This is a genomic window from Pseudomonas sp. ADAK18, assembly GCF_012935695.1.
Taxonomy (GTDB): Bacteria; Pseudomonadota; Gammaproteobacteria; order Pseudomonadales; family Pseudomonadaceae; genus Aquipseudomonas.
The window spans coordinates 3,036,737-3,060,978 of sequence record NZ_CP052859.1 but is presented as its reverse complement, the minus strand read 5'-3'; the positions used below and the strand labels follow the sequence as shown (position 1 = coordinate 3,060,978).

The following is a 24,242-nucleotide window of genomic DNA, read 5'->3' as shown; positions in this document are numbered from 1 at the left end:
ACTGGCGTTGCTGGCAAGCCTGGGTTTTACGACACAGGTGCAGGCGGCTTGCTCGGTGGTGTCGACCGTGCCGGTGGGCTTCGGCCTGGTGAGTTCGATGACGGTGCGCACGGCGGCCCAGGCCAGCTCGACCACCAATGCCGGGCTGAGATGCGGGCCTACGCTGATCTCCTTACTGGCGGCCAGCGATCACTTCTATGCGACGATCACCTCGGCCACCAGCGGCATGGTCGGCCCCACGGGTGATGTCATCGGTTATACGATTTACGCCAATAACAGCACCAGTTTCCCGATCACCCGCGGGGCCCAGTTCGACTTTGCCAGCAACAACATTGCCCAAAGCCTGGGGCTGGTCTCCGGACCAGGCAACAAGACTGTACCGATCTACCTGAGCAGCATTACCGGCAGTAACGTTGCGGCCGGGGTCTACAGCGAAACGTTGAGTATCTTCTGGAGCTGGAACTATTGCTCGGCACTGGGGGTTGGCTCGCTTTGCATATTGCGGGATATCGGCACCGGCACCGCCAGCCTCACTGTCAGCATGACCGTGACCAACGACTGCCAGATCACCGCGCCCAATATCAGTTTTGGCAGCGCACCGGTGGTCAGTGGCTTCGCCGCGGTGACCGGCCAGACCATCAACATCGCCTGTACCAAGGGCAGTGCCTACACCGTGGGCCTGAGTGACGGCCAGAACCCGGTAAGCGTGGGCGGGCGGCGACAGATGATCTCCGGCAGCAACCTGCTGGCTTATGACATCTTCAAGAGCGCCACTACGACCCGTTGGGGCAGCGTGTCGACGGCGCGCCGTGCCAGCTCCACCGCTGAGGTCAATCCGGGCAATGGCCTGGGTACCGGTAGCCAGATCTTCAACTACAACGCCAAGATCTATACCGACCAGAACACCCCGCCGGGGGGAACGTATATCGATAATGTGGTGTTGGACGTGGGTTTCTAGAACCCTACCGTCTGTTTCAGCATCTGGGTGACCGGCTCATCTGACGGGCTGACCATCGCATAGTTATAACCGTCGCCGGACCAGTATTCGGCCTGTAGCCCATCGGCACTGCTGCTGCCACGGGGCAGCAGCTTGTTCTGCGGTCCCGGTGGCCGGATGTAGAAGCTGATGCGTCGGCCCTGCTTATCCTCGTACAGCACCATGGCCGCCGCGCCTTGGTCGGTGGTGAGCAGGCGTCCGCTGACCGCCTTGAACCCAGCCTGGCTCAAGTCCGGCAGGCGGTGGGCCTGGGTGAAGTAGCGATCGAGCCAGGCTTGCATGTCGCCGTTGCCTTGCACGTTGTAGTCGGCGGGCAGGATGCCGTCCTGGGCGAACATGCGGTACGCCTGCATGGCGTCGGTCATCGGGAGTACGGTGCTCAGGGTCATCTGCCGTGCCTGCCAACCACTCAGGCCGCCGATGCTGACGGCAATTAGCAGCACGGCGGCAGTTGCGAGGTGACGACGGGATTGGTGCTTGATCCGCTGGCGAATCAACGCGGGGTCCAGGTCGGGGTTGGCCGGTTGTTGCAGCGCGCCGCTTAAAGACGCGCGCAGGTGTTGCGCATCCTGCTGCCACGCCTGGACCTGGGCTGCCACATCGGGCTGGGCCGCCAGCCAGGTTTCGAGCAGGCGCCGATCGGACTCCAGCAGTTGGTGATCGACGTAGGCGTGCAAATCGCGTTCGCTGGGAGGCAGGCTGATCATTTGAGTATCCGCAGGGAAGGGCTGGTGATTTCGCCGTCGCTGAGTTGGCGCAAGGCCTGGCGTGCGCGGGACAGGCGAGACATCACGGTGCCGATGGGCACATCGAGGATGTCGGCGACTTCTTTGTAGCTCAGGCCTTCGACCGAGACCCAGAGCAGCAGGGCGCGCTGCTCGGTGCTTAGTTGATCGAAGGCTTGCAGGGTCGATTGAGCCATGACGGTACGTTCCGTCGAGGGCTGGGTGTCATCCCGGCCAGTGAAGAACTCCAGCATTCGTGTATAGCGCCGCGAACGGCGGTGAGCGTCGAGGAATTGCCGGTAGAGGATCGAGAACAACCAGGCCCGCAGGTCGCCTTCAGGGCGTTTGTCGGCCCAACGGATGATCGCCCGTTCAAGGCTGGCCTGCACCAGATCATCGGCGCTGCTGGATTGGCGTGTCAGGGACACGGCAAAACGCCGAAGCCTGGGGATGAGTTCACGTAACTGTTCGTCGAGTTCGTGCATGGGATTCTGGCTAGTCACTACGCTGGGACTAGGGAGACGTCCGACGTCGAAGGTTATTCCAGGCCATTAAAAATAAACAGTAGGCCAGGGAATAGAGGGAGTTGGCGTTCGTCCTAATGCTCCGACCTTATATTTTCGCACCTGAGGCCCTTGGCCCTGGAGTTTTTCATGGTAGATCACTCATCACCGCCACGCCCGCCGCTGAGCACCGCAAGCCTGATCGTTCGGTTAGCCAGCATCGGGGTGGTGGTCGCGGTTGCGGCGGGGGCTTTTGCCTACGTCAACGGTACCCTGGACCCACAGCGGTTGCGTCCCAAGACGCTGGTCAATGCGCTGGAAACCAATAATGGCGTGCACCCTGGTTACCGGCGTAACCATTCCAAGGGTGTGTGCGTGGCGGGTTATTTCGAGAGCAGCAATGAGGCGCGCCAGTATTCCAGTGCCCAGGTGTTCAGCGAGGCGCGCACGCCAATCATCGGCCGTTTTGCCTTGCCCAGTGGCAACCCTTATGCGCCGGACAGCAGCGTGCCCTTGCGCAGTTTTGCCTTGCAGTTCAGCTTGGCCAACGGCCAGCAATGGCGTACCGGGATGAACAGCATGCCGGTGTTCCCAGTGGGCACGCCTGAGGCGTTTTTCCAGATGCTCAAGGCCGGTGCACCGGACCCGGCCACCGGCAAGCCGAACCCGGCCAGTATGCCGGCTTTCTTCGCCTCCCATCCGGAGACCGCGTCGTTCCTGGCCTGGGTCAAGACCGCCAAGCCGTCGGCCAGTTATGCCACCGAAACCTATAACAGCATCAATGCGTTTTATCTGGTGAACGCCAGTGGCCAGCGCCAGGCCGTACGCTGGGGCGTGGTGCCGCAGAGCCAGGACGCACCCGGTGCCGCAGCGCCGCAGGGCAGTGACTTCCTGGAGAAAGACCTGACGCAACGTCTGGTTGCGGGGCCGCTGCGTTGGCAGTTGAACGTCACCCTGGCCAACCCTGGAGACCCGGTCGACGACGCCAGCAAGGCCTGGACCGGCGAACACAAAGTGTTGAACGCCGGGACTCTGGTACTGGAAAGCAGCCAGCCTCAACTCGATGGCGATTGCCGCGATATCAACTTTGATCCATTGATCCTGCCAAGCGGTATTGAAGCCTCGAATGACCCGCTGCTGGCAGCACGTTCGGCGGCCTACGCCAGTTCCTACTTGCGTCGCACCAGTGAAGTCAGCCAGTTGCCCAGCGCCCCTCAGGAGTCGAAGCCATGAATGCTCAACCTCGGTATTTCGCCCCCTTGGCGCGGCTGCTGCATTGGCTGATGGCATTGATGGTCATTGCCATGTTGTTTATTGGCGCGGGTATGGCGGCGTCGGTGTCGGAACGGCACGAATGGCTGATCCACCTGCATAAGCCTTTGGGGATCGCCATTCTGGCCCTGGTGATCGTACGGTTGGTGGTGCGTTTTTCCACTCGTCAGCCGCCATTGCCCGCTGATTTGCCGCTCTGGCAAGTGCTGGCGGCGAAGGCATCTCATTGGGTGCTATACGGTTTGATGCTGGTGTTGCCGCTGCTGGGTTGGGCGATGATCTCGGCGGCGGGCGACCCGGTGATGCTCAGCAGTTCCCTGCAACTGCCAGCGCTGGTCCCGGCCAATGCGCAGCTGTTTGCGGTGCTGCGCAAGGCTCATGGACTTCTTGCCTATCTACTGTTTCTGACGGTGCTATTGCACTTGGCGGCGGCGTTGTTCCATGGCCTGATCCGCCGCGATGGCGTGCTGCAAAGCATGACCGGCACCAAGGACTGAAGCCTAGCTCTGCACCGGCTGAGACTGTGCAGCCGGTGCGGGGCCCAAGGTGGCCAGCCAGTAGATCAGCGCCAGTAGATTAATGGCTGCGCCCAGGCCGCACACGCCGATCCATCCTCCCCACGCGTACATCACCGTCGAGCCTACCGACCCCAACGCACTGCCCACCGAATAGAACAGCATGTAGCCGGCCGCCAGCCTGCTCTGGGCTTCGGGGCGCACGCTGTAGATCAGGCTCTGGCTGGTGACATGGACGGCTTGCAGGCCCAGGTCGAAAGTAATTACACCGAGTAACAATGCCCACAGGGATGACTGGGTAAAGCCGATTGCCAGCCAGGACACCAGCATCAGGATCAGTGCGCCACCGCTGGTCCACTGTGCGAAGCCGCGGTCGGCCAGGTGCCCGGCGCGGGCGGCACCGAGCGCACCGGCTGCACCTGCGAGTCCGAACAATCCGATTTGTGTGTGGGACAGCGACAGCGGCGGGGCGCTCAAGGGCAGTACCAGTGGCGTCCACAGCACCGTGCCGGCGGCAAAGATCAGAAAGGCCAGGACCGCGCGGTCTCGCAGTACTTTTTCTTGCTTGAATAAGCTGAACACTGAACGGATCAGTTGGGCATAGGAGTCGGTGGCTCGCGGCTGCTCGGTCGCAGGCAAGACTTGCCAGAGCAACAGCGCCATCAGCAAGGTCAACCCCGCTGACAACAGGTACACCGAGCGCCAGCCTGCCAGGTCCGCCATGGCACCTGAGACCGTACGCGCGAGCAGCAGGCCAACCACGATGCCGCTGGTGACCAGGCCCACCACATGCCCACGTTGCTCTGGCCGTGCCAGGTTGGCGGCAAAGGCCACCAGGGTTTGCGTGACCACCGCCAGCAGGCCGGTCAAGGCCATGCCTGCCAGCAACAAGAAGCTGTTGGAAGAGAACGCCACCAGCAACACCGCAAAGGTCGACAGCAGCAGTTGGCCGACGATCAAGCGTCGTCGGTTGAGCAAGTCTCCCAGAGGCACCAGCAGCACCAGGCCTACGCCATAGCCAATCTGGGTCAGCGTGATCACGATGCCGACGGTGGCGTGGTCCAGGGCAAAGGTGTCAGCCATGGCATCCAGCAAGGGTTGGGCGTAGTAGACATTCGCCACCGACAGGCCGCAGGCAATGGCGAACAGCAGCACCACGGGGCCACTTAAAGGGGAGCTAGACATGAGGGCTTATCCATTCTGGTTTTAAATTGAAACTAGTTGTACGGTAGGTATTCTGGTTTTATATTGCAACTACATTTTATTGAAGACAGGCGCGCCCATGGTCAAGCTCACCCGCTTTGAAAACGCCGAATGCCCGGTGGCGCGCTCGTTGGATGCGATTGGTGATGGCTGGTCGCTGCTGATTATTCGCGATGCCTTTGATGGCATTCGGCGTTTTGGCGAGTTTCAGCGCAGCCTAGGCATGGCCAAGAACATTCTGTCCACGCGCTTGCGCAGCCTGGTGGCTCACGGGATTTTCGAGGTCGTGCCGGCGTCGGATGGCAGTGCGTATCAGGAGTACGTATTGACGGAAAAGGGTAACGGCTTATTCACCGTCATCATCGGTTTGCGCCAGTGGGGCGAAGGGTTTTTCTATGGGGAAGGGGACGCGCATTCGATGATCGTGGACCGCGAGCAGGGTGAGCCTGTGGCAATGTTGCAGTTACGGTCGGCGGATGGCCGGCTGCTAGGGCCGCAAGATTGTCGGCGCGTGCCTGTGACAACCGGTCATCCGGAAGCGCTCTGAACTGTCAGAAATGACAGTAGATTTTACAGCCTGGCAGGCATTTCATGAGGGCTGGTTACCTGGGAGCCTGCCATGTCCTCGTTCGTTCGTCTCGCTCGTCATGCGTTTTCCATCCTGTTCTTCGGCCTGCTGGCCGCTGGGCTTTCGGGTTGTGTCCATTCGCCGCTGCCGCCGGCGGGCGGCGTCGAAGCTTATGCCAGTGTGATTGCACCGGCGGTGTTTGAGCGCGCTTCGTCGCAGGTCATCCAGGGCTACCGGGTCGAAAGTGGCACCCTGCGGATGCCAGATAACAGGCGTGGTTCCCTGGTCGTTGTCCATGGCCTGGATGGGGCGATGACGGCGTTGGTGGATGAGCCCGGCAAGCGCGGTGTGTTGCAGATCAGTGCCACGGGCAAACGCAGTTTTACCGAGTCGGGTGATGAAAACTTCAGAAGCGCCGATACGCTTAAAGTGGCCAAGCCCGTCAGGCCGGCAGCGAAGACCGGCGGGTTGCAGATCGTTGACGTGCTTGTCGGGTTCTCCCGCCAATCCGCGGACTGGTTGGTTGATCCATTGGCGTTTGCTCTGGCACAGGTCGAGACGGTGAATGTGGGGTTGCGTAATTCTCAAGTGCAGGGAGTTGAGGTGCGTTTGGCCGGGGTTCAGATTGTCGATGCTGACCGCAGGGTGACGGTCGACACCCTGGACCAGGTGCAAACTATCTTCGCCCAAGGCATGGCATCGTCCGGCGCGGATCTGGTGGCGGCATTCTTTGTCGGTACCCTGTGGGACGCCTCCGGGTGGGCCTATATCTATGGTCGTGGCACGGTGCAGCGCGCTCGCTCGGCGACGGCGTTTCGTCATGAAATCGGGCACAACGCGGGAGGTGAACACTGCTACGGCGATGATCCGGACGATCACCAGTGGGTGCCACGTTTTGGCTACGACAACGGCAAGTCGGCCACCATTTTGTGTGGTAATGATGATCCGTACTACTCCAATCCCCTTCTCCGTGATGAACATGGGCTGCCTCTGGGCGATGCAGGTACCGCAAACATGGCGTTGACCTGGCGTGAAATGGCCCCCCAAATGGCCGCTTATTCCCGAGCGCCCGTGGGGCAGCGGCTAATCCTCGCGGGCACCGCCGATGTCACTGCGCAGTTCAGCATCGTGCGGCCGCAACCAGGATTGGTGGGATTTGTGGCGCTGTCGGTAGCCAATGGCCCGGTCAAGCTGATACCCGCAGGAACGGGTTACACCCTGCTTACGGTCAGGCTCAAGGATGCACAAGGGCGTGAGAGCGATGTCTATTTTCGCGGCGTGCGCTGGGTTGGCGAGTGCCCAGGGTTGCTGACGCCAATGAACGCGACGGTCGAATGTGCGGCGGGTGGTGATGTGTACCTGGCGATTGAATACCATCGCGAAGACAACCCTTCGCTGCCCGATCGGCTGTTCAGTGGAGAACTCAAACTCAAGGTATTGGATCGGTCCGTGGGCAATTGGCTTGAACCGGTGACCGTGTTGATTTCGGTGGCCGGTTCAAGCAAGCGTTAAGTCGCCGGTACGGGGCCAGGGCTCAGCGCAGGTGGTCGACTATATCCGCCACGGTACTCAGCACGTCCTTGCCCAACTGCATCGAGCGCTTGCCGGACCAACCGGTGTGCGCGTTGGGCGCATCGTCGTTGTCCTTGAAGGGCATCTCGAGGGTCAGGGACAGGCAGTCGAACTTTTCGCCGACGCTGTTGCAGGCCAGGGTCATATTGGCTTCGCCCGGTAAGTCACGGGTGTAGCCGTGGGCGGTCTGGAAATCGCGGGTCAGGGCACTCAGGTGGCTGCGAAAGTGTTTTTCCAACTGTTCGATGCGAGGCGTGTAGCCAGGATTGCCTTCACAGCCGGCGGTGAAGATGTAGGGGATCTCTTCGTCCCCATGGATATCCAGGAACAGGTCGACGCCGTACTTTTCCATCTGCTGCTGGACGAACAGCACTTCCGGGCTGATCTCCTGGCTTGCGCTCTGCCATGCGCGGTTGAGGTCCTGGCCCATGGCGTTGGTGCGCAGGTGTCCGTGAAAGGCACCGTCCGGGTTCATGTTCGGCACCAGATACAGGTCGGCAGAAGCCAGGAGTTTTTTCAGTTCATCATCGCCATCTTGTTGCAGGCGCTCGATGATGCCTTCCATGAACCACTCGGCCATGTGTTCGCCGGGATGCTGCTGGGCAATGATCCAGACCTTACGCTTGGCGGCATCACCGTTACCTCGACGTAACAACTGGATATCACGGCCTTCGACACTTTTACCTGTAGCCAGTAATTGCGTACCGGCGCGATTCAGCGCCTGCTCGATCAACCCATCATGACGCTCACGGCTGTAGGGCTCGAAATAGGCAATCCAGGCTTGTTTTTCCTGGGGCTGCAGATTGATGTGCAGGGTTTCGCCATCAAAACGGGTGGGTACCCGAAACCAGTTGATGTGATCGTAGGACGCAACGGCGTTGTAGCCGCTCCAGGCGTGTTTGTAGGACGACTGGCCGGCGTTGCTCAGGCGGAACGTATGAGTGTGACCAATGTGCATACCTTCAGCCTTGAAGTGGAACCACTGGAAATGCTGGCTGCGGGTATCGGGTTTGATGGCCAGCAGCAACTGATAGGCATCGCTGGCGTCGAGGACCTGGATATTGCCACTGTCGAAGTCGGTGCTGATTTTGATGGAGGTCAAGGCCACGGTCATAGTCTGGTTGCCTGAGTATGATTGTTGTGGCGGACATTTTACACAGGAGCGGGGGGAACCCGGGGGGCAAATTGTTGCGGTGCAGGAAGGGGGCGTCATCCATGACGCCGCAGCAGCTTAGAATCTATGAGATTGATTCTCAAGTGCTATTTTCGAAAGATCCGGACTAGAGCGCTCGTTTGGCTTTCTTTCGGCGATGGTCTTTTGCTACCATGCGCGCCATCAAGCAACACACAGTCTTCATTAGCCTGAAGCCATGCCAGAAAAACTGGCAAAAAAAAGACCCGGCCAAAGAGCCGGGTCAAAAACCGTGATTAGCCTGATGAGGAGATATTCCAAGAGTCCGACCTAAGGTCCCTTGGTCTATCGACTGATCTCGCGATCAGCTGATGCAATAATAATCATTATCATTTGCAAGTCAAATGTTTTTATCCGCAGGATAGAAATATTTTCCTTTGCGTCTTTGTGCAGCGTGTACGGCTATCGATTGTCCCGGGCCGGTACATGCAGCAATCGCTCTACCATGGCCTTGGCCATATCAATCAAATACACCACCGAAAACGCCAGATCCCGGGTATTGCCTTGGGCGCTGTTCGCCGCCTCATAAGCCGTGGCGGCCGCACTTCGCAGCAGGTCAGAGGCGTGAACCAGGGCTTCTTCGTCGCTGACATCGTTCTTGACCTCAAACAAGGTGTCATCGATGGCAGGTCCAGTTACATCCTCTTTCAAGTAATAGTCGAGCGCACGCTGGGCAGCACCACTGCTGTACAGGAATAGCAGCTCATCTTCGTCGGGCGCGCGGGGCAGGTGATCCGGGGGTGTCGTCATGAGGTCGGTACTCTGGGTGGGTGTCGAATGCCTGAGCTTGATAATAGTACGAGTTGTATTTATGTCTTTTGATTGATTACTACAAACTGTTTATTGTGGCTGTGAATACACACCGTATTGTCAGGCCCCATGGATAAATGGATAGCGTTGGTCAAAGCCAACATGAAGGACCGCAAGATCACCCAGGATCAACTGGCCGAGCGCCTGGGCATGTCTCAGGGCGGCATTGGTCATTGGCTGAACAAGCGCCGCGAGCCAAGCATTGCCGACATGAATCGGGTGATGGAGGAACTTGGTTTGGGGGGGCTTGAAGTAGCATTGGTCGTCCGCCCAAAAAGCGCCGAGATGGCGGAAGACGAACTGCCGCTGACGGAACAATACAACCCGTATTTCCGTTACCCGGTGAGCGACTGGAAAGGAGTGTGCGAGGTGCGGGAAGAACGTACGCCCTACGGAGCTACCCGTTTCGAGTTGAGTGACTACCATGCTCGGGGCGCGGCGTTCTGGTTGCGGGTGGCGGGCGATGCGATGACGGCGCCCAGCGGCCCAAGCATCAGCGAGGGCATGATGATCCTGGTGGACCCGGCGATTAAGCCCGAGCCCGGCAAACTGGTGGTCGCACAATGGGCTTTCAGTGCCCAGGCGACCTTGCGCAAATTGATGGAGGAGAGCGGCCAGCTTTACCTGGTACCGCTCAACCCGACCTATCCCAAAATGCTGTTCAGCGCTGAGTGCCGAATCATCGGTGTGGTGGTGCAGGCGGTTGCGAAGTTTTAATCCGCCAGTTCCACCAATGCATTCCCCTCGGCAACCATTTCGCCTTCCTGGCAATACAGCGCCTTGACCACACCGGCATGGGGCGCGCGGATGCTGTGTTCCATTTTCATGGCTTCCAGTACCACCAGTTGTGCCCCGGCCTCAACCACTTGCCCGATTTCCACCAGCACCCGCACGATGCTGCCGTTCATTGGGGCCGTCAGGCCACCCTGATGAGACTGGCTGGCCTCGACGGCGGCAATCGGATCAAACAGGGTGATGCTGTGCATCTCGTCGCCCCAGCGCAGAAACAGCACGTCCTCGCCCCGCACGGCCAAGTGTGAGCGGCGCACGCCGTTCTGTTCGATCACCAACTGTTCTCCCCTTAATTGGGGCCCTGAGGCTTGTAACGCCACCAGACGATCCTGGCCATTGCAGCTCAAATGCAACGATGTCTCAGCGGGCAGGCCAGGACGAAAGCCATTGCTCGTGGCCCAAGGTGAAGCCGGATCATCTTCGCGCACCTTGGCGGCTCGACTCTGCATGAAACCAACGCCTGCGGCCTGCCAGAACTCGTCGCTCAACTCGCTGGCCGCCGGCAGCAGCTCGTCCTGATAGCGGGGAATAAACCCGGTATCCAATTCCGCTGCCGCAAAGGCTGGATGGCCAATGATGCGCCGCAGAAACCCCAGGTTGGTCTTCAGCCCGCCAATGGCGAATTCATCCAGCATGCTCAGCAGTCGCAGTCGCGCCTGCTCGCGATCCTCCCCCCAGGCAATCAGCTTGCCCAGCATCGGGTCGTAGAAGGGCGAGACGCTGTCCCCTTGCTCGACACCGCTGTCCACGCGACGGCCCAGGCCTGGCTTGGATTCGCGGTACAGCGTGAGATGCCCGGTGGCCGGCAGAAAATCATTGCCCGGGTCCTCGGCGTACAACCGCACTTCAATGGCGTGCCCCAGCAGTGGCACCTGCTCCTGCGTCATCGGCAGCGGCTCGCCCAGGGCGACACGAATCTGCCAGGCCACCAGGTCGAGGCCGGTGATGGCTTCAGTCACCGGGTGCTCTACCTGCAACCGGGTGTTCATTTCCATGAAGAAAAACTCGCCCCGGGCATCCAGCAGGAACTCTACGGTCCCGGCGCCGACGTAACCGATGGCCTGGGCCGCACGCACGGCGGCTTCCCCCATGGCTTTGCGTTGCTCAGGGCTGAGGCCGGGGGCCGGGGCTTCCTCGACCACCTTCTGGTGGCGGCGCTGGATCGAGCAGTCGCGTTCGTTGAGGTACAGGCAGTGGCCGTGTTGATCGGCAAACACCTGGATCTCCACGTGGCGCGGCTGGATCAGGTACTTCTCTACCAACATCTGCGCATTGCCAAAGGACGACAGCGCTTCACGCTGCGCCGAGGCCAGGGCTTCGGCCAGTTGGCTGACGTCCTCGACCACCTTCATGCCCTTGCCGCCACCGCCGGCGGTGGCCTTGAGCAGCACCGGGTAACCAATGCGCTCCGCAGCCTGGCGGAAAGTCTCCAGGTCCTGGGCTTCGCCGTGGTAGCCGGGCACCAGCGGTACGCCAGCGGTTTCCATCAGCGCCTTGGCGGCGGATTTGCTGCCCATGGCGTCAATGGCCGAGGCGGGCGGGCCGAGAAAGATCAGGCCGGCGGCTTCAATGGCGCGGGCAAACCCGGCGTTCTCCGAGAGAAAGCCATATCCGGGATGAATCGCCTGGGCGCCACTGGCCTTGGCCGCCGCAATCAGTTTATCGATTTGCAGGTAGCTGTCGGCGGCTTTACTGCCGCCGAGGTCGACGCGGATATCGGCCTCACGGCTGTGGCGTGCATCGCGGTCCGTGGCACTGTGGACTGCGACGGTGGTCAAGCCCATGGCCTTGGCGGTGCGCATGACCCGACACGCGATTTCGCCGCGATTGGCCACCAACACGGTGTTAAGAACGGGTGAACTCATGAACGCGGCTCCTGAGACTGCCAACTGGGCGCTCGTTTCTGCAAAAAGGCCCGCAGGCCTTCCTGGCCTTCGCTACTGACGCGGATGCGCGCAATGGCATTTTCGCAATAGCGGCGCAGGGCCGGGGTGAGGGCACCATGGCCGACTTCCCGCAGCAGGTCCTTGCTGGCACGCATGGCCGCCGGGCTGTTGAGCAACAGGTTGGCAATCCACTGTTCGACGTGGCGGTCCAGCTCGTCGGCCGGGTAACTTTCCGCGAGCAGTCCGATCTCCCGCGCGCGCTGGCCGCCAAAACGCTCCGCCGTCAGGGCGTAGCGCCGGGCTGCACGCTCGCCGATGGCCTGGACCACAAACGGACTGATCACCGCTGGCGCCAGGCCAATGCGCACCTCTGACAGGCAGAACTGCGCATCGTCGGCGCCAATGGCCATGTCGCAGCAACTGATCAAGCCCAGGGCTCCGCCGTAGGCCGCACCCTGAACCACGGCCAGGGTCGGGATCTTCAGCTTGGCGAGGTTGTACATCAACTCTGCCAGTTCCCGGGCGTCATCCAGATTGGTGTGGTAATCCAGCTCGGCCGACTGCTGCATCCAGGCCAGGTCCGCGCCGGCGCTGAAGTGCTTGCCGCGTCCACGCAGCACTAGGAAGCGCAGGGCCGGGTTGCCCTGGATTTGATCCAGGGCAATGATCAACTCGCGGATCATCTCGGCATTGAAGGCATTGTTCTTTGCTTCGCGACTGAGCCACAAGGTGGCAAAGCCACGGGCGTCGGTCACCAGTTCCAGCGTATTGAAATCGCTCATGGGTGCAGCTCCATTTACATGCGGAACACGCCGAAGCGGCTCGGCTCGATGGGGGCATTCAGCGAGGCGGACAAGGCCAGGCTCAGTATGTCGCGGGTCTGCAACGGGTCGATGACGCCGTCGTCCCACAAGCGAGCGCTGGAGTAGTAAGGGTGGCCTTGGGTTTCGTACTGGTCGAGGATCGGCTGCTTGATGGCAGCTTCCTCCTGTGCACTGAACGCTTGGCCCGCGCGTTCGGCCTGCTCACGCTTGACCTGCACCAGCACGCCGGCGGCCTGTTCGGCACCCATCACGCCGATGCGTGCGTTGGGCCACATCCACAAGAAGCGTGGGTCATAGGCGCGACCGCACATCCCGTAGTTACCGGCACCAAAGCTGCCGCCGATGATCACGGTGAACTTCGGTACCTTGGCACAGGCTACGGCTGTCACCAGCTTGGCGCCGTGCTTGGCAATACCACCGGCTTCGTATTTCTGGCCAACCATGAACCCGGTGATGTTTTGCAGGAACAGCAGCGGAATCCCGCGCTGACAGGCCAGCTCGATAAAGTGCGCACCTTTTTGCGCCGCCTCGGCGAAGAGGATGCCGTTGTTGGCCAGGATCGCAATCGGGTAGCCATGCAGGTGAGCGAAGCCGCACACCAGCGTGGTGCCGAACAGCGCCTTGAACTCATCGAAGACCGAGCCGTCCACCAGGCGGGCAATAACTTCCCGCACGTCGAACGGCTGCTTGGCGTCAGCCGGAATCACGCCATACAGCTCCTCACTGCTGTACAGCGGCGCCACAGGTGCGCGTTGTTGTAACTGCCCCTGTTTACGCCAGTTGAGGTTGGCCACGCTGCGTCGGGCCAATGCCAAGGCATGTTCATCGCTGTCGGCATAGTGGTCGGCCACCCCGGAAATCTTGCAATGCACATCGGCACCGCCCAGTTCTTCGGCGCTCACTATTTCACCGGTCGCCGCCTTGACCAGCGGTGGGCCGGCGAGAAAGATGGTTGCTTGCTGGCGGACCATGATCGCTTCGTCCGCCATGGCCGGCACGTAGGCGCCACCGGCAGTGCAGGAGCCCATCACCACGGCAATCTGCGGGATGCCTTTAGCGCTCATGTTGGCTTGGTTGAAGAAGATCCGCCCGAAGTGCTCGCGATCCGGGAACACTTCATCCTGGCGGGGCAGGTTGGCGCCGCCAGAGTCCACCAGGTAGATACATGGCAGGCGATTCTGCTCGGCGATGGTTTGCGCGCGCAGGTGTTTTTTTACCGTCAACGGGTAATAGGAGCCGCCTTTTACCGTGGCATCGTTGGCGACGATCATGCACTCGATGCCTTCGACCCGGCCGATCCCGGCGATCACTCCGGCGGCTGGTACGTCTTCGCCATACACTTGATAAGCGGCCAGTTGGCTGAGTTCGAGGAACGGCGAGCCTGGATCAAGCAGGCGATTGATGCGCTCTCGAGGCAACAGTTTACCCCGTGAGGTATGACGCTCCTGGGCCTTGGCACCGCCGCCTTGCTGTACATGGGCGAGTAAGGTGTGCAGGGCGTCGACCTGCTTGAGCATCGCCGCGCTGTTGGCGGCGAATTCCGCCGAGCGCGGGTTGAGCTGGGTATGCAGAGTGGCCATGGATCGCGCTCCGTCAGCGGGTTTCGTTAAACAGTTCGCGACCAATCAACATGCGCCGAATCTCGCTGGTGCCGGCGCCGATTTCATACAACTTGGCGTCACGCAGCAGACGTCCTGCGGGGAATTCATTGATGTAGCCGTTACCGCCGAGAATCTGGATCGCGTCGAGGGCCATTTGCGTGGCGCGTTCGGCGCTGTAGAGGATCACCCCGGCGGCATCCTTGCGGGTGGTTTCGCCACGCTCGCAGGCCTGGGCGACGGCGTAGAGGTACGCGCGGCTGGCGTTGAGTTGGGTGTACATGTCGGCGACCTTGCCCTGAATCAGTTGGAACTCGCCGATGCTCTGGCCGAACTGCTTGCGGTCGTGGATATACGGAACGATCAGGTCCATACAGGCCTGCATGATCCCGGTAGGGCCGCCGGACAGCACCACGCGCTCGTAATCGAGGCCGCTCATCAGCACTTTCACGCCACCGTTGAGCACGCCGAGGATGTTTTCTTCGGGCACTTCCACGTCATCGAAAAACAGTTCGCAGGTGTTGGAGCCGCGCATGCCCAGCTTGTCGAATTTGCTGCTGCGACTGAAGCCTTTGGAGTCGCGCTCGACGATAAAGGCAGTAATGCCGTGAGCACCCTTTTCCAGGTCGGTCTTGGCATAGATCACATAGGTGTTGGCGTCGGGGCCGTTGGTGATCCAGGTCTTGCTGCCGTTGAGGACGTAGTGGTCGCCACGTTTGTCGGCGCGCAGCTTCATCGACACCACGTCGGAACCGGCATTCGGCTCACTCATGGCCAGGGCGCCGATATGCTCGCCACTGATCAGTTTGGGCAGGTAGTTGAGTTTTTGTTCGTGAGTGCCGTTGCGGTTGATCTGGTTGACGCACAGGTTGGAGTGAGCGCCGTAGGACAGGGCCACCGAGGCCGAGCCACGGCTGATCTCCTCCATGGCTACCACATGGGCCAGGTAACCCAGGCCGGCGCCGCCGTACTCTTCCGGGACGGTGATGCCCAGCAGGCCCATGTCGCCGAACTTACGCCACATGTCGGCGGGGAACAGATTGTCGATGTCGATCTGCGCGGCGCGGGGTGCCAGCTCCTTGGCAACAAAGGACTGCACCTGATCGCGCAGCATGTCGATGGTTTCACCGAGGGCGAAGTTCAGGGAGGGATAACTCATGGACGGGCACCTTTAAGCTTTGTTGTTGTGTGGGCTGATTGCGCGGAGGAGGGCGCTCACCTTTACGTTAACGTAAGCTTGCGTTGCGTGGCTGTCAATCGTAGTTTACGTTAACGTCAAGCACGCTCGGCGCAGAGCACCGTCCACCTACAAAAAAGACAATAGGGGTCGTTATGCAACAACCGAATCAGAGCTACAGCCGTGGTTCCCGGGACAAGGCCTTGCTGGCTGAAACCATTGGCGGGGCGTTCGATCGCACCGTCGCCGCATACCCCGAGGGCGAAGCGCTGGTGGTGCGTCACCAACACCTGCGTTACACCTGGCGGCAGTTGGCTGACGCTGTCGACCTGCACGCCCGTGCCCTGCTGGCATTGGGGTTGCAGACCGGGGATCGCCTCGGCATCTGGGCTCCCAACTGTGCCCAGTGGTGCATCAGCCAGGTGGCCAGCGCCAAGCTTGGGGTGATTCTGGTCAACATCAACCCGGCGTACCGCAGCAGCGAGTTGGAATACGTACTCAAGCAATCCGGCTGCCAATGGCTGGTCTGCGCCGGCTCGTTCAAATCCTCCGATTACCACGGGATGCTCCAGGCGTTGGTGCCAGAGCTGGCGGAGCAGTCCATCGGCGAATTGCGCTGCGACCTGTTGCCCGAACTGCGTGGCGTGATCAGTCTCGACCCGCGACCGCCCTCGGGATTCCTGCCCTGGTCACAGTTGTCGGCCATCGGCGCGGGCATCCCGCCAGAGCAGTTGCACACTCGCCAGGCCAGCCTGCACTTCGATCAAGCCGTCAACATCCAGTACACCTCCGGCACCACCGGCTTCCCCAAGGGCGCCACCCTCAGTCACCACAACATTCTCAACAACGGCTACATGGTCGGCGAAAGCCTGGGCCTTACAGCGCACGATCGCCTGGTTATTCCGGTGCCGCTCTATCACTGCTTCGGCATGGTCATGGGCAACCTCGGCTGCATCACCCACGGCACCACCATGATTTACCCCAGCGACGGTTTTGACCCACTGCTGACCCTGACTGCCGTCGCCGAAGAGCGGGCTACCGGCCTGTACGGCGTGCCTACCATGTTTATCGCCATGCTTGATCATCCGCGCCGCGCCGAATTCGACCTGTCATACCTGCGTACCGGGATCATGGCCGGTTCTACCTGCCCTATCGAGGTGATGCGCCGGGTCATCAGCGAGATGCACATGAGCGAGGTGCAGATTGCCTATGGCATGACCGAAACCAGCCCGGTGTCACTGCAGACCGGGCCGGATGACGGCCTGGAGCTGCGGGTCACTACGGTTGGCCGCACTCAGCCGCAACTGGAAAGCAAGATCATCGACGCCGCCAGTAACATCGTGCCTCGAGGTCAGATCGGCGAACTGTGTACCCGCGGCTACAGCGTGATGTTGGGCTATTGGAACAACCCCGAAGGCACTCGCGACACCCTCGACGATGCAGGCTGGATGCACACCGGCGACCTCGCGACCATGGATGAGCAGGGCTACGTGTGCATCGTCGGACGCAACAAGGACATGATCATTCGCGGTGGCGAGAACGTGTACCCACGGGAGCTGGAAGAGTTTTTCTTCACCCATCCGGCGGTGGCGGATGTGCAGATCATCGGCATTCCGGATGCGCGTTATGGCGAGGAAATTGTCGCCTGGATCAAGTTCCATCCCGGCCATGTTGCCAATGAGCTGGAGCTGCAAACTTGGTGCAAGGGTCGGATCGCGCACTTCAAGACGCCCAAGCACTTCAAGTTTGTCGAAGAGTTTCCGATGACGGTGACCGGCAAGATTCAGAAGTTTCGCATGCGCGAGATCACGATCGAGGAGCTGCGGGAAGGGGATTGAGGAAACCCGGAAAGCACAAAGGGGAGCCGAAGCTCCCCTTTAATTTGTTGTTACGTGCTCTTTTTTTATTATTGAGGGGCGGTCTATTGTTGTTTTTAGTAACCGTGGCCCTTTACCGCTGTTTTTGGCGACCCCCATCCGGGGTCAAGAGCAAACGTATTTTTTTGAGCGCTGATTTGCTTCTTCGCACGCGATCCAACCAGTGGGTAACTACCTTGAGGTAGTTTTATTGTTCTCTGCCCGGTTGCGAGTGGCGGCATCTGCCGTACCCTGCGAAGCACATCTTCTCCAAAAAAATCTGTTAGCTGCGTCTCTGCCGTGTTGTTTTTGTTATGTCAGAGTCGTTACGTCTTATTTTTATTAGGTTTGGTGCTTTTTATTCTTGTTATGCCATAGAGATAGCAGAAGCCGTGCCAACTTTTAAAAAGTGTTTAAAATCAATAAGTTGGTTTTTTTGTCAAAATTGCCACCGCGTCAAAGCGATTCAATATGTTCCCGTGTTACTCGATGTGTAGTGGTGCGGTAACACATCGTCACAGAAACGCTACTTAGCTCGCGCTGCGGGCCTTGGCCACTCGTGAACCTGTCGGGCGGCCCAGTACGGAACAGATCTGCTGGCCTGCCAGGATCAATCGCTCCATATCGATTCCGGTTTCGATACCCAGCCCATTGAGCAGGTACAGCACGTCTTCGGTGGCCACGTTACCGCTGGCGCCCTTGGCGTATGGGCAGCCGCCGAGGCCGGCAATAGAGCTGTCGAACACTTGGATGCCTTCCAGCAGGCTGGCGTAGATATTGGCGATCGCCTGGCCATAGGTGTCATGGAAATGCCCGGCCAGCTTGTCCCGTGGCACCTGGGCGCCAACGACCTCGAACATCCGCCGTGTCGCGCCCGCCGTGCCGGTGCCAATGGTGTCGCCCAGTGATACTTCATAGCAGCCCATGGCAAACAGCTCGCGTGCCACCGCTGCGACTTGTTCCGGCGCTATCTCGCCTTCATACGGACAACCCAGCACACACGACACATAACCGCGCACGCTGACGCCATGTTGTTTGGCCGCTGCCATGATCGGTGCGAAGCGTTCCAGGCTTTCACTGATGGAGCAATTGATATTGCGCTGTGAAAACGCCTCGGACGCTGCCGCGAACACCGCAACCTCCTTGACCCCCGCTGCCAATGCATCTTCAAACCCGCGAAGGTTCGGCGCCAAGGCACCATAAGTCACCCCGGGCTTGCGCTGAATTTGCGCAAAAACCTCGGCAGAACCCGCCATCTGTGGCACCCACTTGGGCGAGACAAAACTGCCGACCTCGATATAGCTCAAACCTGCAGCCGTCAGGGCGTCTACCAACTTGACCTTGTCAGCGACGCTGATGGGCTGTGCTTCGTTCTGCAAACCGTCGCGAGGGCCGACTTCCACCAGGCGCACATGAGAGGGAAGGGACATGGCAGCTACCTTTTATGAATGGCCAACCTGGCTTTGAATGGTCTGTTCAAGCGCCTGGGTGCAGCGCTCTTCGGCAGTGTCGAGTTCCAGCTTCATCTGTTCGATGTCGAGCATCTGCTGTTCCAGTTGTTCGCGGCGCTCGGTGATTTTCACCAGCATGCTGTGCAGCTGTTTCTGATTGCCGCTGGCAGGGTCGTAGAGTTCGATCAGCTCACGGCATTCGGCCAGGGAGAAACCGATGCGCTTGCCCCGCAGGATCAATTTGAGGCTGACCTTGTCCCGTGGCGAATAGATACGCTCCTGGCCCCGGCGCTCGGGGGACAGGAGGCCTTGCTCTTCATAGAAGCGAATGGCGCGGGTGGTGATGTCGAGCTCGCGGGCAAGGTCGGAGATGCTGTAGGTCGTACTCATGGGGGCGCTCAAGGAATGTCTTGGGCGTTAAGCTAATGGTTGGTTGACGTATACGTCAAGGTGAATGGGGCTGCTGCGCAGCCCAACGCGGGCAAGCCCGCTCGCCACAGGTCAAGTACCATGGTTCAAGCTTGCTGCTTGTCCAGCTTCTTCTCGTGAGCCGTGACCTGTTGGCACAACTCGATCATCTGCTCGCGCATCCAGCGGTTGGCCGGGTCCTGGTCGGTGCTTTCGTGCCAGTACAGATGGGTTTCCACCAGCGGTACATCATTGACCGGCAGGTTGAACCAATGCAGTTCATGGCGGCGGGCAAAGCGTTCGGGCACGGTCATCACCATGTCGGTCTGCTGCAACACCTGCGAGGCCATCAGGTAATGCTGGGAGCGCAGGGCGATCTTGCGCTGGATACCCATCTTGCCCAAGGCCAGGTCGACATGGCCCAGGCCGTTGCGCCGGCTGGATATATGGATGTGGGTCAGCGACAGGTAATCATCCAGGGTGAATTTTTCCTTGCTCGCCATCGGATGCCCCTTACGCATGGCGCACACATAGCGATCTTCCATCAGCTTGACATGGCGCACTTGCGGGTCGGTGTTGAGGGGCGCATCCACTGCGAAGTCCAGGCGGCCGGCGGCCAATTCCTTGGTGGTTTCCCGGCGCTTGGACAGGAAGCTTTCGATGACCACCGTCGGTGCCAGGCGGCGCAGGCGCTGGAACAGCAACGGCAAAATTACCGCCTCGGTCAGGTCGGTCATACTGATGCGATAGGTCTTCGCCGCCTGCTGCGGGTTGAAGATGCGACTTTCCTGTACCGACACCCGCAATAATGACAACGCATTGCGCACCGGGCCGATGATGTTTTGGGCCATGGGCGTCGGCACCATCCCTTGGGCGGTGCGCACGAACAGTGGGTCGTTGAAGGTCTCCCGCAGGCGCGCCAGCGCGTTCGACACCGCCGGCTGCGTAATGCCGACAATCTGCCCGGCACGGGTCAGGTTCGCTTCGGTGTAGATCGCGTCAAAGACGATGAAAAGGTTGAGGTCGACCTTGCTCAAGTTCATTTCGCAGCGCTCTTATTGTGGGATGCCCATAGGCCGATCATATATCGGTGATGAATGTTAATACACGCCGAGAATAGGCTAGGTAAATTTTCGTAGCTGATCTAGCATCGATTTCATGACCTAAACAACCTCTCAGAAAGGGAGCTGCTCATGGATTTCGCCTACTCGCCTAAGGTTCAGGAACTGCGTGAACGCGTCACTGCGTTTATGGACGCTTACGTTTACCCAGCCGAACCGGTGTTTGAACGCCAGGTCAGCGAAGGTGATCGCTGGCAGCCCACCGCGATCATGGAGGAACTCAAAGCCCGCGCCAAAGCCGAGGGCTTGTGGAACCTGTTCCTGCCAGAGTCGGAACTGGGTGCTGGCCTGACCAACCTGGAATACGCGCCACTGGCAGAAATCATGGGCCGCTCGTTGTTGGGGCCGGAGCCGTTCAACTGCTCGGCGCCAGACACTGGCAACATGGAAGTGCTGGTGCGCTACGCCAACGAAGAGCAGAAACAACGCTGGCTGGAACCGCTGTTGCGCGGCGAAATTCGCTCGGCGTTCGCCATGACCGAGCCGGACGTGGCATCCTCGGACGCCACCAACATGGCTGCTCGAGCGGTACGCGATGGCGATGAATGGGTCATCAACGGTAAAAAATGGTGGACCTCCGGTGCCTGCGACCCGCGCTGCAAGATCCTGATTTTCATGGGCCTGAGCAACCCGGATGCACCGCGTCACCAGCAGCACTCGATGATCCTGGTGCCGGTGGACGCTCCCGGTGTGAAAATCGTCCGCCCGCTGCCGGTATTCGGTTACGACGATGCACCTCATGGCCACGCCGAAGTGCTGTTCGAAAACGTCCGCGTGCCGTACGAAAACGTTCTGCTGGGCGAGGGCAGGGGCTTCGAAATTGCTCAGGGTCGCCTTGGCCCAGGCCGTATTCACCACTGCATGCGCTCCGTCGGCATGGCTGAGCGTGCGCTGGAACTGATGTGCAAACGTTCCGTGAGCCGTACCGCTTTCGGCAAACCGTTGGCGTGCCTGGGCGGCAATATCGACAAGATTGCCGACTCGCGGATGGAGATCGACATGGCACGCCTGTTGACCTTGAAGGCCGCCTATATGATGGACACCGTGGGCAACAAAGTGGCAAAAAGTGAAATCGCTCAGATCAAGGTGGTGGCGCCGAATGTAGCCTTGAAGGTGATCGACCGGGCCATCCAGATCCATGGCGGTGCCGGGGTGTCCAACGACTTCCCGCTGGCCTATATGTATGCCATGCAACGCACCCTGCGCCTGGCCGACGGCCCGGACGAAGTGCACCGAGCGGCCATTGGCAAGTTCGAGATTGGCAAGTATGTGCCGCGCGAGATGATGCGCAACGGGCAATGAGGGCTCTGTGGCGAGGGGGCTTGCCCCCGTTGGGCTGCGCAGCAGCCCCAATAGGGTTGCTGAGTTCTTTCAGATAGACCGAGGTGGCAGGTTTCAGGGCTGCTACGCAGCCCAACGGGGGCAAGCCCCCTCGCCACAAGGGGTGTGGAGACCTGAGGACTAGTACACCCAAACCTCCACCCGCCGATTCTTGATCCGCCCTTCATCCGCCGTATTCGCCGCTACAGGCATCTGCGCGCCAAACCCACGAATATCCCTCAAGACCACGCCGTTCTTGACCAACTCTCGACGCACCGCCATCGCCCGTAATTTCGACAACAACGCCGCCCGCTGCGGATCATTCTTGGCATCTCCAAATCCTGCCAGGGTCACCTGTTTGTTGAGCTTGTCATGGCCTCGCAAGTACGCCACCACCCGCAGCACGTCCTGGCGTGCCTTGCTGTCCAGGCTGGCGCTGCCTTCTTCGAAGCGAAAGTTCACCGTCAACCGTTGGGCCTCACGGGCGATGGCCTGGTAGTCGTCGGGCATCGGCTCGCGCGGTTCCACTGTCATCGCCTGTACCTGTTGTGCGACAAACCCGTTAGCGGCGACGATCGCCTGGCCTTTGGTACTTTGGGCAAAGTCCACCAGCGCCTTGGCCCATGGGTTCCGGTTGGTGGGCGGCAGGTAAAAGAACAGGCGCCGGGACAGCGGGTAGTCTTCAGTGGCAATCAAACTGTTCAGCGGCAGCATGGCCTGGGAGTCGCCGTCGACAATCGCCACGGCCTTGGCCTGGCGTACATACGGCAAGCCGATAAAGCCGATGCCCTGAGGATCGCGGCTGACAGCATCCGACAATTGTTCGCTGGATTCGAAGCGTTTGGCGCTGCCCTCAAGGGTTTTGCCCCGGCGAGCGAGCACCAGTTCCTTGAAGGTATCGTAGGTGCCGGACTGATCATCCCGGGCGTACAGGTGAATTTTCCCACCAATTCCGCCCAATGCTTCCCAGGTCGTGACCTCGCCGCTGAACACTTGGGCCAGTTGCTCAGTGTTCAGGGTGTTCAGCGGGTTATGGGGATGAAGGATGATCGCCAGGCCATCAATGGCGATCACTTGTTCAGCGCCAGGGCTTTTCAAATCACCCAAGGATTCCAGTTCCACCAGTTCACTGTCCTTGATGGGACGGGACGAGGCGGCGAGGTCGGCGCTGAGTTTTTTCAGCGCGGCAAAACCGGTGCTGGAGCCGTGGGCAGCCACTTCGAGGGTGACACGCTTGCCCAGGCGGGTTTTGCCGATCACATGCTGTTCGTTGGCGCGTTCAGAGGGCTCGCTGTGGACATCCTGCAAGCCCTGTTGCTCCATCAGGCCCTTGACCAAGGCGGGTCCCAAGGCGGCACCGATGGTATTGGAACCCTGTAGGCGCAAGGCCGGGCCGTGGTCAGGAAGGGGGAGTTGTGCAGAGAAAGCGCAGAGGGGAAACACGCTGCAGATTGCCAGCAGGTACAGAACGCGCAGCCTCATGCCGGCACCTTCTTAAGCCAAAGGGAGTGCCGGCAGATTAAGTCAGATCAGTTGCATAAATATGACGGTAGGAGCTATCAGCTCAATTCAAGCCAGATCGGTGCATGATCGGAGGGCTTTTCCATGCCGCGCAATTCATAGTCCACACCCGCTGCCTTGACCCGTGGCAGCAGCCCTTGGGAGGCCATGATCAAATCAATACGCAGCCCACGCTTGGGCTCATCCTCAAAACCACGGCTGCGGTAGTCGAACCAACTGAAGCGATCCGCCACATCGGGGTTCAAGTGACGGAAGCTGTCCACCAGGCCCCAGTTCTTCAAGCGGGCCATCCACTCGCGCTCTTCCGGGAGGAAGCTGCACTTGCCGGTCTTCAGCCAACGTTTGGCATTGTCGGCGCCGATACCGATGTCGCAGTCTTCCGGAGAAATATTCACGTCACCCATCACCACCAGCGCTTGGTCATTGGTGAACTGCTTCTCCAGCAGTTGTTGCAGGTCTTCGTAAAAGCGCTGCTTGGCCGGGAACTTGGTGGGATGGTCGCGGCTTTCACCCTGTGGGAAATAGCCGTTCATGATGGTCACAGGCTGGCCATTGGCATCGGCGAATGTGCCCCAGATAAACCGCCTCTGGGCGTCTTCTTCGTCACCGGCAAAGCCTTTGTGGAGTGCCAGAGGCTCCTGGCGCGAGAGCAGGGCGACACCGTAGTGGCCTTTTTGCCCGTGGTAGTACACGTGATAACCCAGGGCTTGTACTTCGGCCAACGGGAACTGGTCGTCGTGGACCTTGGTTTCCTGCAGGCCGATCACGTCCGGTTGATGCTTCTCGATCAGTGCCGCCAGCTGATGAGGGCGTGCACGCAGCCCGTTGATGTTGAAGGAGACGATTTTCATGGTCGGCGGTCCAGTCCTGGCAAAACAACGATGCTAGCCGACAAGTCGGACGGGAGCCAGCGTGGCGGTAGGACGGATGC

22 protein-coding genes are annotated in these 24,242 nt (G+C 60.0%); 8 read left to right on the top strand and 14 right to left on the bottom strand.

The window, feature by feature from the left end; all coding sequences use genetic code 11:
* Window position 1 precedes the first annotated feature (1 nt).
* The gene (locus tag HKK55_RS13640; protein WP_178128882.1) at window positions 2-958 is read left to right on the top strand and encodes a spore coat U domain-containing protein; all 957 of its coding nucleotides are present in this window, start codon (window positions 2-4) and stop codon (window positions 956-958) included.
* On the opposite strand, the gene HKK55_RS13635 is transcribed toward HKK55_RS13640, so the two are convergent.
* Together HKK55_RS13635 and HKK55_RS13630 are read right to left on the bottom strand one after the other, a co-directional pair.
* Complete coding sequence (locus HKK55_RS13635) at window positions 955-1,704, bottom strand: anti-sigma factor (RefSeq protein ID WP_169355172.1); 750 nt, start codon at window positions 1,702-1,704, stop codon at window positions 955-957. The two genes, HKK55_RS13640 and HKK55_RS13635, sit on opposite strands and share 4 nt — an antisense overlap.
* Window positions 1,701-2,207: a sigma-70 family RNA polymerase sigma factor gene (locus HKK55_RS13630; protein WP_169355171.1), complete on the bottom strand. Its 507-nt coding sequence runs from the start codon at window positions 2,205-2,207 to the stop codon at window positions 1,701-1,703. The genes HKK55_RS13635 and HKK55_RS13630 overlap by 4 nt, the downstream gene beginning before the upstream one ends.
* A gap of 168 nt (window positions 2,208-2,375) precedes the next feature.
* Here HKK55_RS13630 and HKK55_RS13625 point away from each other — a divergent pair, with 168 nt between their 5' ends.
* Both HKK55_RS13625 and HKK55_RS13620 read left to right on the top strand, forming a co-directional pair.
* Complete coding sequence (locus tag HKK55_RS13625; protein WP_169355170.1) at window positions 2,376-3,458, top strand: catalase family peroxidase; 1,083 nt, start codon at window positions 2,376-2,378, stop codon at window positions 3,456-3,458.
* Entirely contained in the window at window positions 3,455-3,994 is a 540-nt protein-coding gene (locus HKK55_RS13620) for a cytochrome b (RefSeq protein WP_169355169.1), read from the top strand. Before HKK55_RS13625 ends, HKK55_RS13620 begins: the two co-directional genes overlap by 4 nt.
* A gap of 3 nt (window positions 3,995-3,997) precedes the next feature.
* Here the strand turns inward: HKK55_RS13620 and HKK55_RS13615 are convergent, their stop codons facing one another.
* On the bottom strand, window positions 3,998-5,197 hold the full coding sequence (locus tag HKK55_RS13615) for an MFS transporter (RefSeq protein WP_169355168.1): 1,200 nt from the start codon (window positions 5,195-5,197) through the stop codon (window positions 3,998-4,000).
* Window positions 5,198-5,294: 97 nt separating this feature from the next.
* Here HKK55_RS13615 and HKK55_RS13610 point away from each other — a divergent pair, with 97 nt between their 5' ends.
* Both HKK55_RS13610 and HKK55_RS13605 read left to right on the top strand, forming a co-directional pair.
* Complete coding sequence (locus HKK55_RS13610) at window positions 5,295-5,762, top strand: helix-turn-helix domain-containing protein (RefSeq protein WP_169355167.1); 468 nt, start codon at window positions 5,295-5,297, stop codon at window positions 5,760-5,762.
* Window positions 5,763-5,834: 72 nt separating this feature from the next.
* Window positions 5,835-7,295, top strand: a complete 1,461-nt coding sequence (locus tag HKK55_RS13605; protein WP_169355166.1) for a hypothetical protein — start codon at window positions 5,835-5,837, stop codon at window positions 7,293-7,295.
* 22 nt (window positions 7,296-7,317) lie between these two features.
* Here the strand turns inward: HKK55_RS13605 and HKK55_RS13600 are convergent, their stop codons facing one another.
* Both HKK55_RS13600 and HKK55_RS13595 read right to left on the bottom strand, forming a co-directional pair.
* Complete coding sequence (locus HKK55_RS13600) at window positions 7,318-8,469, bottom strand: carboxypeptidase family protein (protein WP_169355165.1); 1,152 nt, start codon at window positions 8,467-8,469, stop codon at window positions 7,318-7,320.
* 480 nt (window positions 8,470-8,949) lie between these two features.
* Entirely contained in the window at window positions 8,950-9,297 is a 348-nt protein-coding gene (locus tag HKK55_RS13595; RefSeq protein ID WP_169355164.1) for a DUF3077 domain-containing protein, read from the bottom strand.
* A 129-nt stretch (window positions 9,298-9,426) separates the two neighbouring features.
* Here HKK55_RS13595 and HKK55_RS13590 point away from each other — a divergent pair, with 129 nt between their 5' ends.
* Window positions 9,427-10,074, top strand: a complete 648-nt coding sequence (locus HKK55_RS13590; protein WP_169355163.1) for a LexA family transcriptional regulator — start codon at window positions 9,427-9,429, stop codon at window positions 10,072-10,074.
* Here the strand turns inward: HKK55_RS13590 and HKK55_RS13585 are convergent.
* From HKK55_RS13585 to HKK55_RS13570, 4 genes are read right to left on the bottom strand one after another with little or no spacing between them, the layout of a single operon-like run.
* Window positions 10,071-12,014, bottom strand: a complete 1,944-nt coding sequence (locus tag HKK55_RS13585; RefSeq protein WP_169355162.1) for an acetyl/propionyl/methylcrotonyl-CoA carboxylase subunit alpha — start codon at window positions 12,012-12,014, stop codon at window positions 10,071-10,073. The genes HKK55_RS13590 and HKK55_RS13585 overlap by 4 nt on opposite strands.
* Window positions 12,011-12,817, bottom strand: coding sequence for a gamma-carboxygeranoyl-CoA hydratase (locus HKK55_RS13580; RefSeq protein WP_169355161.1), 807 nt, complete (start codon window positions 12,815-12,817; stop codon window positions 12,011-12,013). The genes HKK55_RS13585 and HKK55_RS13580 overlap by 4 nt, the downstream gene beginning before the upstream one ends.
* Before the next feature lie 14 nt (window positions 12,818-12,831).
* The gene (locus HKK55_RS13575) at window positions 12,832-14,439 is read right to left on the bottom strand and encodes a carboxyl transferase domain-containing protein (RefSeq protein WP_169355160.1); all 1,608 of its coding nucleotides are present in this window, start codon (window positions 14,437-14,439) and stop codon (window positions 12,832-12,834) included.
* 13 nt (window positions 14,440-14,452) lie between these two features.
* The gene (locus tag HKK55_RS13570) at window positions 14,453-15,616 is read right to left on the bottom strand and encodes an isovaleryl-CoA dehydrogenase (protein WP_169355159.1); all 1,164 of its coding nucleotides are present in this window, start codon (window positions 15,614-15,616) and stop codon (window positions 14,453-14,455) included.
* Window positions 15,617-15,789: 173 nt separating this feature from the next.
* Here HKK55_RS13570 and HKK55_RS13565 point away from each other — a divergent pair, with 173 nt between their 5' ends.
* The gene (locus HKK55_RS13565; RefSeq protein ID WP_169355158.1) at window positions 15,790-17,472 is read left to right on the top strand and encodes an AMP-binding protein; all 1,683 of its coding nucleotides are present in this window, start codon (window positions 15,790-15,792) and stop codon (window positions 17,470-17,472) included.
* Window positions 17,473-18,020: 548 nt separating this feature from the next.
* Here HKK55_RS13565 and HKK55_RS13560 read toward each other — a convergent pair.
* The 3 genes from HKK55_RS13560 to HKK55_RS13550 form a co-directional block, all read right to left on the bottom strand.
* A complete protein-coding gene (locus HKK55_RS13560) occupies window positions 18,021-18,920 on the bottom strand; it encodes a hydroxymethylglutaryl-CoA lyase (protein ID WP_169355157.1) in 900 nt (299 codons plus the stop codon).
* Between the two features lie 12 nt (window positions 18,921-18,932).
* Entirely contained in the window at window positions 18,933-19,331 is a 399-nt protein-coding gene (locus HKK55_RS13555; protein ID WP_169355156.1) for a MerR family DNA-binding transcriptional regulator, read from the bottom strand.
* A 125-nt stretch (window positions 19,332-19,456) separates the two neighbouring features.
* On the bottom strand, window positions 19,457-20,392 hold the full coding sequence (locus tag HKK55_RS13550; RefSeq protein WP_169355155.1) for a LysR family transcriptional regulator: 936 nt from the start codon (window positions 20,390-20,392) through the stop codon (window positions 19,457-19,459).
* Window positions 20,393-20,542: 150 nt separating this feature from the next.
* Between HKK55_RS13550 and HKK55_RS13545 the strand changes: the two genes are divergently transcribed.
* Window positions 20,543-21,772: an acyl-CoA dehydrogenase gene (locus HKK55_RS13545; protein WP_169355154.1), complete on the top strand. Its 1,230-nt coding sequence runs from the start codon at window positions 20,543-20,545 to the stop codon at window positions 21,770-21,772.
* A 159-nt stretch (window positions 21,773-21,931) separates the two neighbouring features.
* On the opposite strand, the gene HKK55_RS13540 is transcribed toward HKK55_RS13545, so the two are convergent.
* Both HKK55_RS13540 and xthA read right to left on the bottom strand, forming a co-directional pair.
* On the bottom strand, window positions 21,932-23,272 hold the full coding sequence (locus HKK55_RS13540) for a substrate-binding domain-containing protein (RefSeq protein ID WP_169355153.1): 1,341 nt from the start codon (window positions 23,270-23,272) through the stop codon (window positions 21,932-21,934).
* A 77-nt stretch (window positions 23,273-23,349) separates the two neighbouring features.
* The gene (xthA, locus tag HKK55_RS13535) at window positions 23,350-24,162 is read right to left on the bottom strand and encodes an exodeoxyribonuclease III (RefSeq protein ID WP_169355152.1); all 813 of its coding nucleotides are present in this window, start codon (window positions 24,160-24,162) and stop codon (window positions 23,350-23,352) included.
* Window positions 24,163-24,242 lie beyond the last annotated feature (80 nt).

Coding starts and splice junctions, on each gene's coding strand:
- HKK55_RS13635 (WP_169355172.1), bottom strand. CDS start 1,704: ATGATCAGCCTGCCTCCCAGCGAACGCGATTTGCACGCCTACGTCGAT.
- HKK55_RS13630 (WP_169355171.1), bottom strand. CDS start 2,207: ATGCACGAACTCGACGAACAGTTACGTGAACTCATCCCCAGGCTTCGG.
- HKK55_RS13625 (WP_169355170.1), top strand. CDS start 2,376: ATGGTAGATCACTCATCACCGCCACGCCCGCCGCTGAGCACCGCAAGC.
- HKK55_RS13620 (WP_169355169.1), top strand. CDS start 3,455: ATGAATGCTCAACCTCGGTATTTCGCCCCCTTGGCGCGGCTGCTGCAT.
- HKK55_RS13615 (WP_169355168.1), bottom strand. CDS start 5,197: ATGTCTAGCTCCCCTTTAAGTGGCCCCGTGGTGCTGCTGTTCGCCATT.
- HKK55_RS13610 (WP_169355167.1), top strand. CDS start 5,295: ATGGTCAAGCTCACCCGCTTTGAAAACGCCGAATGCCCGGTGGCGCGC.
- HKK55_RS13605 (WP_169355166.1), top strand. CDS start 5,835: ATGTCCTCGTTCGTTCGTCTCGCTCGTCATGCGTTTTCCATCCTGTTC.
- HKK55_RS13600 (WP_169355165.1), bottom strand. CDS start 8,469: ATGACCGTGGCCTTGACCTCCATCAAAATCAGCACCGACTTCGACAGT.
- HKK55_RS13595 (WP_169355164.1), bottom strand. CDS start 9,297: ATGACGACACCCCCGGATCACCTGCCCCGCGCGCCCGACGAAGATGAG.
- HKK55_RS13590 (WP_169355163.1), top strand. CDS start 9,427: ATGGATAAATGGATAGCGTTGGTCAAAGCCAACATGAAGGACCGCAAG.
- HKK55_RS13585 (WP_169355162.1), bottom strand. CDS start 12,014: ATGAGTTCACCCGTTCTTAACACCGTGTTGGTGGCCAATCGCGGCGAA.
- HKK55_RS13580 (WP_169355161.1), bottom strand. CDS start 12,817: ATGAGCGATTTCAATACGCTGGAACTGGTGACCGACGCCCGTGGCTTT.
- HKK55_RS13575 (WP_169355160.1), bottom strand. CDS start 14,439: ATGGCCACTCTGCATACCCAGCTCAACCCGCGCTCGGCGGAATTCGCC.
- HKK55_RS13570 (WP_169355159.1), bottom strand. CDS start 15,616: ATGAGTTATCCCTCCCTGAACTTCGCCCTCGGTGAAACCATCGACATG.
- HKK55_RS13565 (WP_169355158.1), top strand. CDS start 15,790: ATGCAACAACCGAATCAGAGCTACAGCCGTGGTTCCCGGGACAAGGCC.
- HKK55_RS13560 (WP_169355157.1), bottom strand. CDS start 18,920: ATGTCCCTTCCCTCTCATGTGCGCCTGGTGGAAGTCGGCCCTCGCGAC.
- HKK55_RS13555 (WP_169355156.1), bottom strand. CDS start 19,331: ATGAGTACGACCTACAGCATCTCCGACCTTGCCCGCGAGCTCGACATC.
- HKK55_RS13550 (WP_169355155.1), bottom strand. CDS start 20,392: ATGAACTTGAGCAAGGTCGACCTCAACCTTTTCATCGTCTTTGACGCG.
- HKK55_RS13545 (WP_169355154.1), top strand. CDS start 20,543: ATGGATTTCGCCTACTCGCCTAAGGTTCAGGAACTGCGTGAACGCGTC.
- HKK55_RS13540 (WP_169355153.1), bottom strand. CDS start 23,272: ATGAGGCTGCGCGTTCTGTACCTGCTGGCAATCTGCAGCGTGTTTCCC.
- xthA (WP_169355152.1), bottom strand. CDS start 24,162: ATGAAAATCGTCTCCTTCAACATCAACGGGCTGCGTGCACGCCCTCAT.